The sequence below is a fragment of the Rathayibacter sp. VKM Ac-2929 genome, from assembly GCF_022815495.1.
In the GTDB taxonomy this organism is placed as follows: domain Bacteria; phylum Actinomycetota; class Actinomycetes; order Actinomycetales; family Microbacteriaceae; genus Rathayibacter; species Rathayibacter festucae.
In genome coordinates this window covers 287,118-302,645 of sequence record NZ_JALGRV010000004.1, presented here as the reverse complement: position 1 = coordinate 302,645, position 15,528 = coordinate 287,118, and the positions used below count along the sequence as shown (strand labels likewise).

Genomic DNA, 15,528 nt, shown 5'->3' with positions numbered 1-15,528 from the left:
CCTCCGCACTCGGAGCGTTTCCTCCGTTCAACCAGGAGACACTCAGCGTTCGCGCGTCTGACGGCCCTTCGGATCGCGCGGGGCTCAGAGGTCCTGGAGCTCGGCGGGGAGGTTCGCGTCGGTGCCGGGGATGTCGAGGTCGGTGGCGCGCTTGTCGGCCATCGCGAGCAGGCGGCGGATGCGGCCGGCGACCGCGTCCTTCGTCATCGGCGGGTCGGCGTGGTGGCCGAGCTCGTCGAGGCTGGCGTCGCGGTGGGCGAGCCGGAGCCGGCCGGCGTAGCGGAGGTGCTCGGGGATGTCCTCGCCGAGGATCTCCATCGCGCGCTCGACCCGGGAGCAGGCGGCGACGGCGGCCTGGGCGGAGCGGCGGAGGTTCGCGTCGTCGAAGTTGACCAGGCGGTTGGCGGTCGCCCGCACCTCGCGGCGCTGGCGCAGCTCCTCCCAGCTCGCGACGGTGGAGGTCGCGCCCATCAGGGTGAGCATCGCGCTGATGCTCTCGCCGTCGCGGACGACCACGCGGTGCACGCCGCGCACCTCGCGTGACTTGGCCTGGACGCCGAGGCGGCCCGCCGCTCCGACGATCGCCATCGCCGCCTCGTTGCCGGGGCAGATCACCTCGAGGGCGGCCGAGCGGCCGGGATCGGTGAGCGAGCCCTGCGCGAGGAAGGCCCCGCGCCAGACGGCGGCGAGCTCCTCGCGGGTGCCGGTGGTCAGCCGGTTCGGCAGTCCGCGGACGGGACGGCCGCGCTGATCGAGCAGACCGGTCTGGCGGGCGAGGGTGTCGCCGCCCTCGACGACCCGGACGAGCCAGCTGGTGGTGCGGCGCGAGCCGCCGGCGGACACGATGCTGCCCTCGCTGCGGACGCCGTAGAGCTCGGCGAGGTCGCGGCGGACGCGGGTGGCCAGGGGGGCGGAGTCGAGCTCGACCTCGACCGCGAGGCGGTTCGAGATGATGTGCAGTCCTCCGGAGAAGCGGAGGATGGTCGCCAGTTCAGCGGCACGGACGGTGTTCTTGCGCGAGACGATCGCGACCAGTTCGCCCTTGACATCTGCAGTGAGGGCCACGGAGTCTTCTTTCCTTACGTCGGGTGCGCGGCGGAGCGCGCGGGGATCATTCTCGGCCGAGGTCGCGGTGCGCCACGTTGACGGCGACACCCGGCAGCTCGGCCAGTCGGGCCGCGACGCGGCCGGCGACGGCGACCGAGCGGTGCTTGCCGCCGGTGCAGCCGATGGCGATGGTCGCGTGGCGCTTGTTCTCGCGCTGGTAGCCGTCGAGCACCGGCCGGAGGGCGCGCGAGTAGGAGTCGATGAACTCCTCCGCGCCCTGCTGGGCCAGCACGTAGTCTCTCACCTCTTCGTCGAGACCGGTGTGCGGGCGGAGCTCCGGGATCCAGTACGGGTTGGGCAGGAAGCGCGCATCCGCGACCATGTCGGCGTCGGTCGGCAGGCCGTACTTGAAGCCGAAGCTCATCACGGTGATCTGCAGCCCCGCGCGGCCGGCTTCGGCGAACCGCGTGGTGATCGTGGTCGCGAGCTGATGCGGATTGAGGTCGGAGGTGTCGATCACGATGTCGGCCGACTCGCGCAGCTGCGCCAGGCGGGTCCGCTCGGCGGAGATGCCGTCGAGGAGCGTGCCGCGCCCCTGCAGCGGGTGCGGGCGGCGGACCTGCTCGAAGCGGCGGACGAGAGCGGCGTCGGCGGCCTCGAGGAAGACGACGCGCAGATCGACGCCGACGCGCAGCTCGCGCACGATCTCGCCGAGGTCGGCGAAGAAGTCCCGCCCGCGGACGTCGACGACGGCCGCGACCTTGGGCACGGTGTCACCCGCGCGCTGGGCGAGGTCCACCAGCGGGCGCAGCATCTGCGGCGGGAGGTTGTCGACCACGTACCAGCCGAGGTCCTCCAGCGCGTTGGCAGCGGTGGATCGTCCGGCTCCGGACATCCCGGTGACGATCAGCACGTTCTGCTGCTCGCTCTCGGTGCTCATGGGGTCTCCGTGCTCGTGTGGGGTGGTCGCGGACCCTCCTTCGGGGAGGGCGGGCCTCCAGCCTAGGGTGTGGCCCTGAGCGGAGCACCCGGCGGAGGGGGGATCTCGATGCGCCCGCTGCGCGGGCTGCTCGATCAGCATGGAGCGGCCGCGTGCCCTCCACGCGAGCACCCCTGCCGGTCGAGCGAGCACTTCATACTGGTCGAGTAGGCCCGCAGGGCCGTATCGAGACCCGCCCACCGCAGGACCGTGGTGCCTCAGGGATGCAGGTGCCCGTGGATCGCGGCGGCGAGCGTCGGCCCGATGCCCTTGACCTCCGCGATCTCGGCGTCGCTCGCCTCGCGCAGCCTGGTGACCGAGCCGAAGTGCTTCAGCAGATCGCGCACCCGCGTCCCGCCCAGCCCCGGGATCTCCGCCAGCTGCGACGAGATGTCGCGCTTGCGCCGCTGACGCTGGTGGGTGATCGCGAAGCGGTGCGCCTCGTCACGGATCCGCTGGAACAGGAAGAGCGCGTCGCTGTTGCGCGGCAGGATCACCGGGAAGTCGGAGTCGGGCAGCCAGATCTCCTCCAGCCGCTTGGCGATCCCGCAGAGCGTGATCCCGGTGACGCCGGACTCGTCCAGCGCGCGCTGGGCCGCGGCGACCTGCGGCTGCCCGCCGTCGACGATCAGCAGGTTCGGCGGGTAGGAGAACTTGCGCCGCTTGGCCTCCCCCGTCTCGGGATCGACCTCGGCGGGCTCGGTCGGCTCCTTGAGGTAGGCGAGGCGCCGGGTGAGCACCTGGTGGAGGGACTCGGTGTCGTCCGTGGACTCCGCGATGCTGAAGCGTCGGTACTGGTCCTTGCGCACCAGGCCGTCCTCGAAGACGACCATCGACGCGACGATGTTCGTGCCGCTGAGGTGCGAGACGTCGTAGCACTCCATCCGCAGCGGGGCCTCGGCCATGCCGAGCGCGTCGCGGATGTCCTCCAGGGCCTGTGTGCGCGCGGTGAAGTCGGCGGAGCGCCGGGTCTTGTAGAGCATCAGCGAGTGCTTGGCGTTCTGCGTCGCGGTCTCGAGGAGGGCCGCCTTGTCGCCCCGCTGCGCGGCGCGCAGACGGACGTTGGCACCGCGGAGGGAGCCCAGCCACTCCTCGAGCGCCTCGGAGTCGTCGGGCAGCTCGGGCACGACGACCTCGCGCGGCGGGATGTCGCCGCCCTCGTAGGCCGCCTGCAGGGCCGTGTCGACGAGCTCGGCGGTGCTCATGTCGAGCTCCTTGTCGACGACCCAGCCGCGCTCACCGCGGATCCGGCCGCCGCGCACGCGGAACTGCTGCACCGAGGCGGCCAGCTCGTCGTGCACGATCGCGTACAGGTCGACGTCGACGTTGTCCTTCAGCACGACCGCGCTCTTGGCGAGCACGGCGTCGAGCGCCGCGGCCTGGTCGCGCAGCTTGCCGGCGCGCTCGTACTGCATCGCCTCGGCGGCCTCGCGCATCTCGCGCTCGAGCTCGCCGATCATCTTGCGGTCGTGGCTGCCCATGAACGCGACGAAGCGGTCGACGATCGCCCGGTGCTCCGCGAAGGTGACCCGGTGCGAGCACGGACCGCCGCAGCGGCCGATCTGCGAGGCGAAGCAGGGCTTCCCGCTCTGCATCGCCCGCTTGTAGTTGGAGTCGTTGCAGGTCCTGATCGGGAACGCCTTGATCATCAGCTCGATCGTCTCGTGGATCGCCCAGATCTTCGGGTACGGGCCGAAGTACCGCGCCCCGCGGATCTTCGAATTGCGGGTCACCATCACCCGCGGCGCCTCGTCGCCGAGGGTCACCGCCATGTACGGGTACGACTTGTCGTCGCGGAACTTGACGTTGAAGGGGGGATCGAACTCGTTGATCCAGGTGAACTCGAGCTGCAGCGCCTCGACGTCGGTGCCGACCACGGTCCACTCGACGCCGGACGCCGAGGTGACCATCCGCCGGGTGCGCTCGTGCAGGCTCGGCAGCGGAGCGAAGTAGTTGCTGAGCCGGGCGCGGAGGTTCTTCGCCTTGCCCACGTAGAGGACCCGGCCCCGAGCGTCCTTGAAGCGGTAGACGCCCGGGAGGGTCGGGATCTCGCCCGGCTTCGGCCGGAAGTCGACGGTCTGCGTCATGCCCGCGCCCCCGCTCCCCCGGCCCTCCGGGGACGACCGGCGAGGCGGAGCCGCGTCACGGCAGGATCTCGGCGAGGAAGGTGCCGGTGTGGCTCTCCTTGACCTTCGCGACGTGCTCGGGGGTGCCGATGGCGACGACCTGGCCGCCGCCCGCGCCGCCCTCGGGACCCATGTCGATCAGCCAGTCGGCCGACTTGATGACGTCGAGGTTGTGCTCGATCGTGATGACGGTGTTGCCCTTGTCGACGAGGCCGTTGAGCACCAGCAGGAGCTTGCGGACGTCCTCGAAGTGCAGACCGGTGGTCGGCTCGTCGAGCACGTAGACGCTGCGCCCGTTCGAGCGGCGCTGCAGCTCGGTGGCGAGCTTCACGCGCTGCGCCTCGCCGCCGGAGAGCGTGGTCGCGCTCTGCCCGAGCCGGACGTAGCCGAGGCCGACCTCGACCAGGGTCTTGAGGAACCGGTGGATCGAGGTGATCGGCTCGAAGAACTCGGCCGCCTCGGCGATCGGCATGTCGAGCACCTCGGCGATGTTCTTGCCCTTGTAGTGCACGGTCAGGGTGTCGCGGTTGTAGCGCGCTCCCCCGCAGACCTCGCACGCGACGTAGACGTCGGGCAGGAAGTTCATCTCGATCTTGATCGTGCCGTCGCCCGAGCAGGCCTCGCAGCGCCCGCCCTTGACGTTGAAGCTGAACCGGCCGGGCAGGTAGCCGCGGGCCTTCGCCTCGGTGGTCTCGGCGAAGAGGTTGCGGATGCGGTCGAACACGCCGGTGTAGGTCGCCGGGTTGGAGCGCGGGGTGCGCCCGATCGGGTTCTGGTCGACGTGCACGACCTTGTCGAGGTTCTCGAGTCCGGTGACGCGGGTGTGCTTGCCCGGCACCTTGCGGGCGCCGTTGAGCTGGTTGGCGAGCACCCGGTAGAGGATGTCGTTCACGAGCGTCGACTTGCCCGAGCCGGAGACTCCGGTGACCGCGACGAAGGTGCCGAGCGGGAACTCGACGTCGACCTTCTGCAGGTTGTTCGCGTTGGCTCCGACGACCTTGATCACACGCTTGCGGTCGATCTTGCGGCGCTTCTTCGGCAGCTCGATCGAGCGGCGGCCGGCGATGTAGTCGCCGGTGAGCGAGTGGGTGTTCTCGAGCAGGGACTCGTAGGAGCCGGAGTGCACGACCCGGCCGCCGTTGACGCCGGCGCCGGGGCCGATGTCGACGATCCAGTCGGCGGTGCGGATGGTGTCCTCGTCGTGCTCGACGACGATCAGGGTGTTGCCGAGGTCGCGCAGCTTGATCAGGGTGTCGATCAGCCGGCGGTTGTCGCGCTGGTGCAGACCGATGCTCGGCTCGTCGAGGACGTAGAGCACGCCGGTGAGACCGGAGCCGATCTGGGTCGCGAGCCGGATGCGCTGGGCCTCGCCGCCGGAGAGCGAGCCGGCCGCACGGGAGAGGTTGAGGTAGTTGAGCCCGACCTCGATCAGGAAGTCGAGGCGCGCGCGGATCTCGCGGAGCACCTGCGCGGCGATGGTGGCCTCGCGCGGGGTGAGCTGCAGCTCGCTCATGAACGACTGGGCGTCGCCGAGGCTGAGGTCGGCGACGTCGGCGATGCTCGCGCCGTGCACGAGCACGGCGAGCACCTCGGGCTTGAGGCGCGAGCCCTTGCAGACGGGGCAGGCGACCTCGCGGAGGAACTCGGCCCAGCGCGAGCGCTGCACGTCGGTCTCGGCCTGCACGTACTGCCGCTCGATGTAGGGCACGACGCCCTCGAAGCCGGAGGTGTAGCTCATCTCCCGGCCGTAGCGGTTCTTCCACTTGACCTTGACCTCGAAGTTGTCGCCGTGCAGCACGGCCTGCTGCACCTCCGAGCTGAGGCGCTTCCAGGGGGTGGTCAGCTTGAAGCCGAGGTCGCGGGAGAGGCCGTCGAGCAGCTTCTCGTAGTACTGGAAGAGGCCCTTGCCCTGGGTGGTCCACGGGATGATGACGCCCTCGGCGATGCTGAGGTCGGGGTCGCCGAGCAGCAGCTCGTCGTCGACCGACATCCGCGTGCCGAGGCCGGAGCACTCGGGGCAGGCGCCGAAAGGGGCGTTGAAGGAGAAGGTGCGCGGCTCGATCTCGGTGAGCGAGATCGGGTGGTTGTTGGGGCAGGACAGCTTCTCGGAGTACGTCGTCCACGCGCCGTCGCCCTCGCCGTCGACGAAGTTGATCTGCACGATGCCGTCGGTGAGGCGCAGCGCCGTCTCGAGCGAGTCGGTCAGGCGGCCGAGGATGTCCGGGCCGGCGACGAGGCGGTCGACGACGACGGAGATGTCGTGCTTGTACTGCTTCTTCAGCACCGGCGGCTCGCTCAGCTGGATGAGCTTGCCGTCGACCATGGCGCGGGAGTAGCCGCCCGCGGTCAGCTCCTTGAAGAGGTCGACGAACTCGCCCTTCTTCTGCGAGACGACCGGGCTGAGGATCTGGTAGCGGGTGCCCTCCTCCAGCTCCATCAGCTGATCGGCGATCTGCTGCACTGTCTGCGCCGAGATCGGCTCGCTGCAGACGGGGCAGTGCGGGATCCCGATGCGGGCCCAGAGCAGGCGCATGTAGTCGAAGATCTCGGTGATCGTGCCGACGGTGGAGCGCGGGTTGCGGTTGGTCGACTTCTGGTCGATCGACACCGCCGGGCTGAGGCCCTCGATGAAGTCGACGTCCGGCCGGTCGACCTGGCCGAGGAACTGCCGCGCGTAGGCGGAGAGCGACTCGACGTAGCGGCGCTGGCCCTCGGCGAAGATCGTGTCGAAGGCGAGCGACGACTTGCCCGACCCGGACAGTCCGGTGAAGACGACCATCGAGTCACGGGGGATCTCGAGGTCGACATCGCGCAGGTTGTGCACTCTGGCCCCGCTCACCACCAGCTTCGACACCGATTCGTCCAGCGAGGAGACGAAGCGGTGGAAGGAGGGTGAGGGGGTGGTGGAAGGGTCCGTAACGGCGTTCAGGATCGACACCTCGAAAGTGTATGCGGAGCCACCGACATCGCCCGGGGCGTTCGCTGGCCGCTGATCCCGCACCCCGCGACTTGCGCTCGTCGACGCCGCCCGCACCGGTGGGCCGGCCCGCGTGGGCCGGCCCGGATCGGTCAGGACAGGTGCCCGGCCTTCTCCATCTGCCGCAGCTCGCGCTTGAGCTCGGAGACCTCGTCGCGCAGGCGCGCGGCGAGCTCGAACTTCAGCTCGCCGGCGGCCTGCAGCATCTGGCCGTTGAGGTCGGCGATGATCGCCTCGAGGTCGTTGCCGCCGTTCGCGGCGAGACCCTGGCGGCGCAGGTTCGGCGTCGGGCTCTTCTTCTTGGCGTCGCGGCCGGCCAGGAGCTTCGCGGTGTCGGCTCCCTCGCGGGCGAGCGCGTCGGTGATGTCGGCGATCTTCTTGCGCAGCGGCGTCGGGTCGATGCCGTGGTCGAGGTTGTAGGCGACCTGCTTCTCGCGCCGGCGGTCGGTCTCGTCGATCGCGAGCTTCATCGAGTCGGTCATCTTGTCCGCGTACATGTGCACCTCGCCCGAGACGTTGCGCGCGGCGCGGCCGATGGTCTGGATGAGCGAGGTCGACGAGCGGAGGAAGCCCTCCTTGTCGGCGTCGAGGATCGCGACGAGCGACACCTCGGGCAGGTCGAGGCCCTCGCGGAGGAGGTTGATGCCGACGAGGACGTCGTAGACGCCCGCGCGCAGCTCGGAGAGCAGCTCGACCCGTCGCAGCGTGTCGACGTCGGAGTGCAGGTAGCGCACCCGGACTCCGGCCTCGGTGAGGAAGTCCGTGAGCTCCTCCGCCATCCGCTTCGTGAGGGTGGTGACCAGCACGCGCTCGTCGCGCTCGGTGCGGAGCTTGATCTCCTCGAGCAGGTCGTCGATCTGGCCCTTGGTCGGCTTGACGACGATCTCGGGGTCGATCAGGCCGGTCGGGCGGATGATCTGCTCGACGATGCCGTCGGCGATCCCCATCTCGTAGCGGCCGGGGGTCGCCGAGAGGTAGACGGTCTGGCCGACGCGGCCCTTGAACTCCTCCCACTTCAGCGGGCGGTTGTCCATCGCCGAGGGCAGCCGGAAGCCGTGCTCGACCAGGGTGCGCTTGCGCGAGGCGTCGCCCTCGTACATCGCGCCGATCTGCGGCACGGTGACGTGCGACTCGTCGATGACGACGAGGAAGTCGTCGGGGAAGTAGTCGAGCAGGCAATGCGGCGCCTCGCCGGACTCGCGTCCGTCGATGTGGCGCGAGTAGTTCTCGATGCCGGAGCAGAAGCCGATCTGCTGCATCATCTCGAGGTCGAAGGTGGTCCGCATCCGGAGGCGCTGCGCCTCGAGGAGCTTGTTCTGCTTCTCGAGGTCGGCGAGGCGGACCTCGAGCTCCTGCTGGATCGTGTCGATGGCGCGGTGCATGACGTCCTGGCTGGCGACGTAGTGCGAGCCGGGGAAGACGGAGACGGACTCGAGCTTCTTCACGACGTTCCCGGTGAGCGGGTGCAGCGTGTAGAGCGCCTCGATCTCGTCGCCGAACATCTCGATGCGGATCGCGAGCTCCTCGTACATCGGGATGATCTCGATCGTGTCGCCGCGGACCCGGAAGGTGCCGCGGGCGAAGTCCACGTCGTTGCGGGCGTACTGCATCGAGACGAACTTGCGGATCAGGCGGTCGCGGTCGACCCGCTGGCCGACCTGGAGCGCGACCATCGCCTCGAGGTACTGCTCCGGCTGGCCGAGGCCGTAGATGCAGGAGACGGTCGAGACGACGATGACGTCGCGCCGGCTGAGCAGCGAGTTGGTCGTCGAGTGCCGCAGGCGCTCGACCTCGGCGTTGACCGAGCTGTCCTTCTCGATGAAGGTGTCCGTCTGCGGGACGTAGGCCTCGGGCTGGTAGTAGTCGTAGTAGGAGACGAAGTACTCGACCGCGTTGTTGGGGAAGAGCTCGCGGAACTCGTTGGCGAGCTGCGCGGCGAGCGTCTTGTTGTGCGCGAGGACGAGGGTCGGCCGCTGGACGGCCTCGACGAGCCAGGCGGTGGTCGCCGACTTGCCGGTACCGGTGGCGCCGAGCAGGACGACGTCGGTCTCGCCGGCGTTGATCCGGGCGCTCAGATCGGCGATGGCTCCGGGCTGGTCACCGCTCGGCTGGTATTCGCTGATGACCTCGAAGGGGTGCACGGCACGGGTTGGCTCCATGCTCGAAGCGTAACCGCGACCACCGACATCGGGGCGGCCCTGCGCCGACGGCGAACGGGGCTCGCGCCGACCCCGGCCGCAGACTGCCCTGCGGGGGCCGCCGGGTCTCGATACGCCCCTGCGGGGCTGCTCGACCAGCATGGACCTGCCACTTGCATGCTGATCGAGTAGCGCGCGCAGCGCGCGTACCGAGATCCACCGGCGCCGGAAGCCGAGTCTGCAGACAGACCATCAGGAGGGCGCCCGATCAGAGGCGGGAGACGCGCAGGTCGCGCAGGTGGAGGCGGTCGCCCGCGGCCATGCCGTCGGTGCGCACGCGGAGCACCGCGCAGACCGCCCACTCCGGCGCGGGGAGGGAGTAGGCGTCGTCGAGGCGGACGCCGGCGAAGGAGTCCCGGGCCGAGACGTCGGTCGCCGAGTACCAGTCCCGACCCAGGCCGTCGGCCCGTCGCGCGGTCGAGAAGCCCAGATCGATCGCGACGGATCCGGAGCCCTCGTAGAGCGCGTCCAGCGACGCGAGCACCCGCGCTCCGGCGGCGATCGGCACGAAGAGGTGGACCGCGCCGGAGCCCGACCCGTCCTCGACTGCGAGCGCACGGAGCCCCGCGACCGGGGAGTCCCCCGGCGCGACGGACGCCCCGCCCTCGGCCGTCCAGTCGTCGGCGAGCACCGAGCGCGAGCCGTGCGGATCGAGCACACCGCGGATCCGCTCGGCCGCGTGGAACCGCAGCGCGGTCGAGGGCAGCGCCGAGGTGTCCGAGATCGTCAGGACGCCGTCGCCGCGCGCCAGGAAGGGCAGCCGCGAGTTGCCGCCCTGGAACTGCCCGCCCCGGACGACGGCCCGCTGGCCTCCTGCCCCGGAGAACTGGATCAGTCCGCGCTCGGCGTCACCGTCGACCTCCTTCCGAGCCCTGACGAGGAAGCGGCAGTCGGTGAGCGAGAGCAGGGCGCCCCAGCCGTCCAGCTCGAACCAGCCGTGGTTGTCGGGGATCTGCATCTCGAAGTGGCAGTGCGAGAAGTGGGCCTGTCCACGCGAGATCGTGACCGCCCGGCCCTGGTTCGTCGAGAAGGTGTCGAACGAGCACTGGTCGACGAAGAACTCCTGGTCGCCGTGGATCTGGAGCGCGCTCTCGGTGTTGCTGGTCAGGTCGCAGCCCTGGAACGCGATGCGCTCGCCCGAATCGACGGCGTCCTCGACCGCCACGACTCCCACGCGGTTCCCCTGGAACGAGCACGAGCGGAACTCGAGCAGATAGGCGTGCGACCCGAGCTCGACCGCCGTGTCGAAGCTGCGCGCGACGACGTTCGCGAACGAGAGGTAGGCGGGCTTCGGCCCGGGTTCGCGCAGGTGGGACGGTGCGCTCACGGCGATGCCCGTGTTCGAGCCGTCGCCGATCAGGTGCAGATCGCTCAGCACGGTCTGGTGCTGGCGGGTGTAGCCGGCGGCGGAGGACTGCAGCACGGGTCCGACGGTCTGCAGGGCGGGGCCGGAGCCGGTGTAGCGGATCTCGCAGTGGCCGTCGATGCTGACCCGGGCGTCCCAGTCGAGCGTCTCGTCGACGACGAAGCTCCCGCCGGGTGCGGTGACGACGGCGTGGTGCTCGGCCGGGTCGACCCCGTCCTCCGGCACGGCGGCGGCGGCCAGCGCCGCCTGCCAGGCAGCGGTGTCGCGAGCGGCACCCGCGGGGAGCGACTCGTCGAGGTGGTCGTGCACGTCGACGATGCGGGACGTCCCGGCGGGACGGCTGATCACTTGGACCGGAGCCGGTCCGGTCCGGCCGGTGAGCGCCCCCGCGGCCGCTCCCGCGCCCGCACCGAGCAGGACGCCCGCCCCGGAGGCGAGCAGGAGGCGCCGGGAGTCGGAGGCGGGCGGGCGTGCTCCGGAAGCGCTCATGCGTCGTACCCCTCCGCTCGGCGATCGTGCTGGGGCCGTCCCCCGTGCTGCGGCCCTCCCACTGTAGGAGCAGGGCCTGACCGTCTCCCGCCGCCGGATGCGCTCAGACTGAGGGGCGGCGCAGCCGCTCCCAGAGCGCGTCGACCTGGCTCAGGGTCTCCTCCAGCGTTCCGGAGGCGTCGATCACGGCGTCCGCGAGGGCCAGGCGGTCCTCGTCGCTCGCCTGCGCGCCGACGCGAGCGCGGGCGTCGGCCTCGGTCATGCCGCGCAGGTCGATGAGGCGCTCGATGCGCGTCTCCTGCGGGGCGTGGACGACGATCACCTCGTCGAACTCCCCCGCGCCGCGCGACTCGGCCAGAAGCGGGACGTCGTAGACGACGATCGCCGCGGGGTCGGCGGCGGCCGCCGCGGCGAACAGCTCCTGCGAGCGGAGCGACACCGCCGGGTGGGTGATCGCGTTGAGGTCCTGGCGGGCGGCGGAGTCGGCGAAGACGATCGCGCCGAGCGCCGCTCGGTCGAGCGAGCCGTCGGCGCGCAGGGTCTCCGGGCCGAACCGCTCGACGATCGCGGCCAGCGCGGGCTCCCCCGGCTCGACCACCTCGCGGGCGAGCCTATCGGCGTCGACGACGACGGCTCCGAGCTCGGCGAGACGGCGGGCGACGGTGGACTTGCCCGAGGCGATGCCTCCGGTGAGGGCTGCGAGATGCACCCGTCAAGCCTAACGAGCGGCGCTGCACACCGGGCGGGGGCGGATCTCGATACGCCCGCTCCGCGGCCTGCTCGATCAGCATGCAGGGAGACCTCGCTCCGGCTGCAACGCCGAACGGCCGGCCCCCGAGGGGACCGGCCGTTCGTCGTGGTGGTGATGCGATCAGTTGTTCGAGGACAGCTTCTCGCGCAGTGCGGCGAGCGACTCGTCGTCGGCGAGGGTTCCGCCGCCGGCAGCCGACTCGGTGTTCGTGAAGCCGCCGCCGACCGAGACGCCCTCGGAGACCGTGGCGGCCTCCTCCTGCGACTTGGCGACCTGGGCCTTGTGGGCCTCCCAGCGAGCCTGAGCAGCGGCGTACTCCTGCTCCCAGGCCTCGCGCTGGGACTCGAAGCCCTCGCGCCACTCGTTGGTCTCCGGGTCGAAGCCGTCGGGGTACTTGTAGTTCCCCTGGTCGTCGTACTCGGTGGCCATGCCGTAGAGCGCCGGGTCGAACTCGGTGCCCTCGGGGTCGACGTTCTCGTTCGCCTGCTTGAGCGAGAGCGAGATGCGACGGCGGTCGAGGTCGATGTCGATGACCTTGACGAAGACCTCTTCACCGACCGACACGACCTGCTCGGCGAGCTCGACGTGCTTGCCCGAGAGCTCGGAGATGTGGACGAGGCCCTCGATGCCGTCCGCGACGCGGACGAAGGCACCGAACGGGACCAGCTTCGTGACCTTGCCCGGGGCGACCTGACCGATCGCGTGGGTGCGGGCGAAGACCTGCCACGGGTCCTCCTGCGTCGCCTTGAGCGAGAGCGACACGCGCTCGCGGTCGAGGTCGACCTCGAGGATCTCGACGGTGACCTCCTGGCCCACCTCGACGACCTCGGAGGCGTGCTCGATGTGCTTCCAGGAGAGCTCGGAGACGTGGACGAGACCGTCGACGCCGCCGAGGTCGACGAACGCACCGAAGTTGACGATCGAGGACACGACGCCCTTGCGGACCTGACCCTTGTGCAGGTTGTTCAGGAACGTGGTGCGGCTCTCGGACTGCGTCTGCTCGAGGAGCGCGCGACGCGACAGGACCACGTTGTTGCGGTTCTTGTCGAGCTCGAGGATCTTCGCCTCGATCTCCTGGCCGAGGTACGGCGTGAGGTCGCGGACGCGGCGCAGCTCGATGAGCGAGGCCGGGAGGAAGCCGCGGAGGCCGATGTCGACGATGAGCCCGCCCTTGACGACCTCGATCACCGAACCGGTGACGACACCGTCGGACTCCTTGATCTTCTCGACGTCGCCCCACGCACGCTCGTACTGCGCGCGCTTCTTGGAGAGGATCAGGCGACCCTCCTTGTCCTCCTTCTGCAGGACGAGGGCTTCGACGCTGTCGCCCACGTTGACGACCTCGGAGGGGTCGACGTCGTGCTTGATGGAGAGCTCACGCGAGGGGATGACGCCCTCGGTCTTGTAACCGACGTCGAGGAGGACCTCGTCGCGGTCGATCTTCACGACGGTGCCTTCGATGAGGTCTCCGTCGTTGAAGAACTTCAGAGTCTTTTCGACCGCGGCAAGAAAGTCTTCAGCAGACCCGATGTCGTTGATCGCGACCTGCTTGGTTGCCTTTTCGGTCGTTGCGGTTGTCATTAAGGGATGCTCCAGGATGGATGGGTATCGGGCGGCGGGCACCGACACGCCCGAGGGCGTGACGCGGTGGTGACCACTGCGGAGGTGATGGGGATGCCGTGACCGGGAGGAGCTCGAGAGCCCGGACCGTGGTCCCGGATCTCCAGCGCACCGTGGGCACGGCGGCGCCACGAAGGTGACGTTCCAGACTATCGAACCGACCGGGGTGAGAGCAATCTCGAAGGGCCCCGTTCCGCGTGTCCTGGCGGATTCCATCGGTCGGCCTCCGCCCCGCGGAGGTCAGGCCCCGGCGCTGAGGCTCGCGCGGAGGGTGTCGAGCCCGACACCGCCGAGATCGAGAGCGCGACGGTGGAACGACGCGAGCGAGAAGTCCGCCCCGTCGCGCGCGCTCGCCTCGTCCCGCAGCTCCTCCCAGATCCGCTGGCCGATCTTGTAGGAGGGCGCCTGGCCGGGCCAGCCGAGGTAGCGGTTGACCTCGAAGCGGACGAAGGCGTCGTCCATGTTGACGTTCGCGCGCAGGAAGGCGAGGGCGGACTCGGCCGTCCAGACGTCGGACGAGCCGGGCATCCGCTTCTGCAGGTGCACGCCGATGTCGATGACGACGCGGGCGGCGCGCATCCGCTGCCCGTCGAGCATCCCGAGGCGGTCGGCCGGGTCGTCCAGGTAGCCGAAGCGCTCCATCAGCCGCTCGGCGTAGAGGGCCCAACCCTCGGCGTGCCCGGAGCTGCCGGCGAGCTGGCGGCGCCAGGTGTTGAGGCTCGCGCGGTTGTAGACGGCCTGACCCACCTGCAGGTGGTGACCGGGGACGCCCTCGTGGTAGACGGTCGTCAGCTCGCGCCAGGTGGCGAACTCGGTGACGCCCGGCGGGACGGACCACCACATCCGGCCCGGGCGGGAGAAGTCGTCGCTCGGGCCGGTGTAGTAGATGCCGCCCTCCTGGGTCGGCGCGATGCGGCACTCGAGGCGGCGGAGCTCGTCCGGGATGTCGAAGGCGGTGCCCGCGAGCTCGCTCACGGCCCGGTCGCTGGTCTCCTGCATCCAGCGCTGCAGCGCGTCGACGCCGTGCAGGGTGCGGGCGGGATCGGTGTCGAGGTGCGCGATCGCCTCGGCGACACTCGCGCCGGGCAGGATCTCGCGGGCGATCGCCTCCTGCTCGGCGGTCATCCGCGCGAGCTCCTCGATCCCCCACTCGTAGGTCTCGTCGAGGTCGACCACCGCGCCGAGGAAGCGGCGCGACTGCAGCGCGTAGTGCTCGCGGCCCACCGCGTCCTGCTCCGTCGCGGCCGGGGCGAGCTCGGTGCGGAGGAACCGGGCCAGGCCGCCGTAGGCCGCGGAGGCGCGACGGGCGCCCTCCTCGAGCCGCAGCGAGAGGGATGCGGGCAGCGATCCGGTGGCCGGAGCCGCGTCGGCGGCCAGGGCGGCGAAGAACCCCCGTGGGCCGGCGATCGTCTCGGCCTGCTCGGCGACGAGGCCGACCTGGCGGCGCGCCGGCGTCACTCCCGCGCCGATGCCCGCGCGGAGGGTCTCCGCGTAGCCGGCGAGCGCGGCCGGGACCGCGAGGAGCCGCGCCGCCACGTCCTCCCAGTCGCTCACGGAGTCGGTCGGCATCAGGTCGAAGACGTCGCGCAGCTCCTGCGCGGGCGAGGCGATCACGTTCAGATCGCGCAGCGGCAGCTGCGCCGCGTGCGCCTCGAGCGACAGCCGCAGGTCGGCGCCGAGGTCGGCGACCGTGACGGCGTCGACGGCGTCGACCGGCACGGCGGACTCGAGCTCGGCCAGCGCGGCGGCCGTCGCCGTCCGCGCCCGCTCCACGCCCTCCGGCGACAGGTCGCCGAGTCGGCGGTTCGCCTCGGCGCGGCCGATCGAGGTGCCGAGGGTGGGCTCGAGCTCGACGAGGGTGTCGACCCACCGCTCGGCGACGAGGTCGACGGCGGTGGGCGCGCGGGAGATGTCGGAGGTCATGCCTTCGAGCCTAGCCAGCGGCCCGGAACGTCCCGATCGGGCGGGCGCCGCG

At 70.6% G+C, this 15,528-nt stretch carries 9 protein-coding genes; all 9 read right to left on the bottom strand.

Annotated features, from left to right (window positions below):
• Positions 1–84: 84 nt before the first annotated feature.
• The gene (gene whiA, locus MT355_RS13955) at positions 85–1,065 is read right to left on the bottom strand and encodes a DNA-binding protein WhiA (protein WP_123446265.1); all 981 of its coding nucleotides are present in this window, start codon (positions 1,063–1,065) and stop codon (positions 85–87) included.
• Between the two features lie 46 nt (positions 1,066–1,111).
• Positions 1,112–1,987 (bottom strand): RNase adapter RapZ, encoded by an 876-nt coding sequence (gene rapZ / locus MT355_RS13950; protein WP_123446264.1) that lies wholly within the window; start codon positions 1,985–1,987, stop codon positions 1,112–1,114.
• Between the two features lie 257 nt (positions 1,988–2,244).
• On the bottom strand, positions 2,245–4,113 hold the full coding sequence (gene uvrC / locus MT355_RS13945) for an excinuclease ABC subunit UvrC (RefSeq protein ID WP_243599974.1): 1,869 nt from the start codon (positions 4,111–4,113) through the stop codon (positions 2,245–2,247).
• 55 nt (positions 4,114–4,168) lie between these two features.
• On the bottom strand, positions 4,169–7,018 hold the full coding sequence (gene uvrA / locus MT355_RS13940) for an excinuclease ABC subunit UvrA (RefSeq protein WP_160091347.1): 2,850 nt from the start codon (positions 7,016–7,018) through the stop codon (positions 4,169–4,171).
• Between the two features lie 203 nt (positions 7,019–7,221).
• The gene (uvrB, locus tag MT355_RS13935; protein WP_123446262.1) at positions 7,222–9,288 is read right to left on the bottom strand and encodes an excinuclease ABC subunit UvrB; all 2,067 of its coding nucleotides are present in this window, start codon (positions 9,286–9,288) and stop codon (positions 7,222–7,224) included.
• Between the two features lie 247 nt (positions 9,289–9,535).
• Positions 9,536–11,182, bottom strand: a complete 1,647-nt coding sequence (locus tag MT355_RS13930) for a hypothetical protein (protein WP_243599973.1) — start codon at positions 11,180–11,182, stop codon at positions 9,536–9,538.
• Between the two features lie 103 nt (positions 11,183–11,285).
• A complete protein-coding gene (coaE, locus tag MT355_RS13925; RefSeq protein WP_243599972.1) occupies positions 11,286–11,891 on the bottom strand; it encodes a dephospho-CoA kinase in 606 nt (201 codons plus the stop codon).
• Positions 11,892–12,053: 162 nt separating this feature from the next.
• The gene (gene rpsA / locus MT355_RS13920; RefSeq protein WP_123446259.1) at positions 12,054–13,514 is read right to left on the bottom strand and encodes a 30S ribosomal protein S1; all 1,461 of its coding nucleotides are present in this window, start codon (positions 13,512–13,514) and stop codon (positions 12,054–12,056) included.
• Between the two features lie 279 nt (positions 13,515–13,793).
• A complete protein-coding gene (locus tag MT355_RS13915; protein WP_243599971.1) occupies positions 13,794–15,476 on the bottom strand; it encodes a DUF885 domain-containing protein in 1,683 nt (560 codons plus the stop codon).
• Positions 15,477–15,528: the final 52 nt, after the last annotated feature.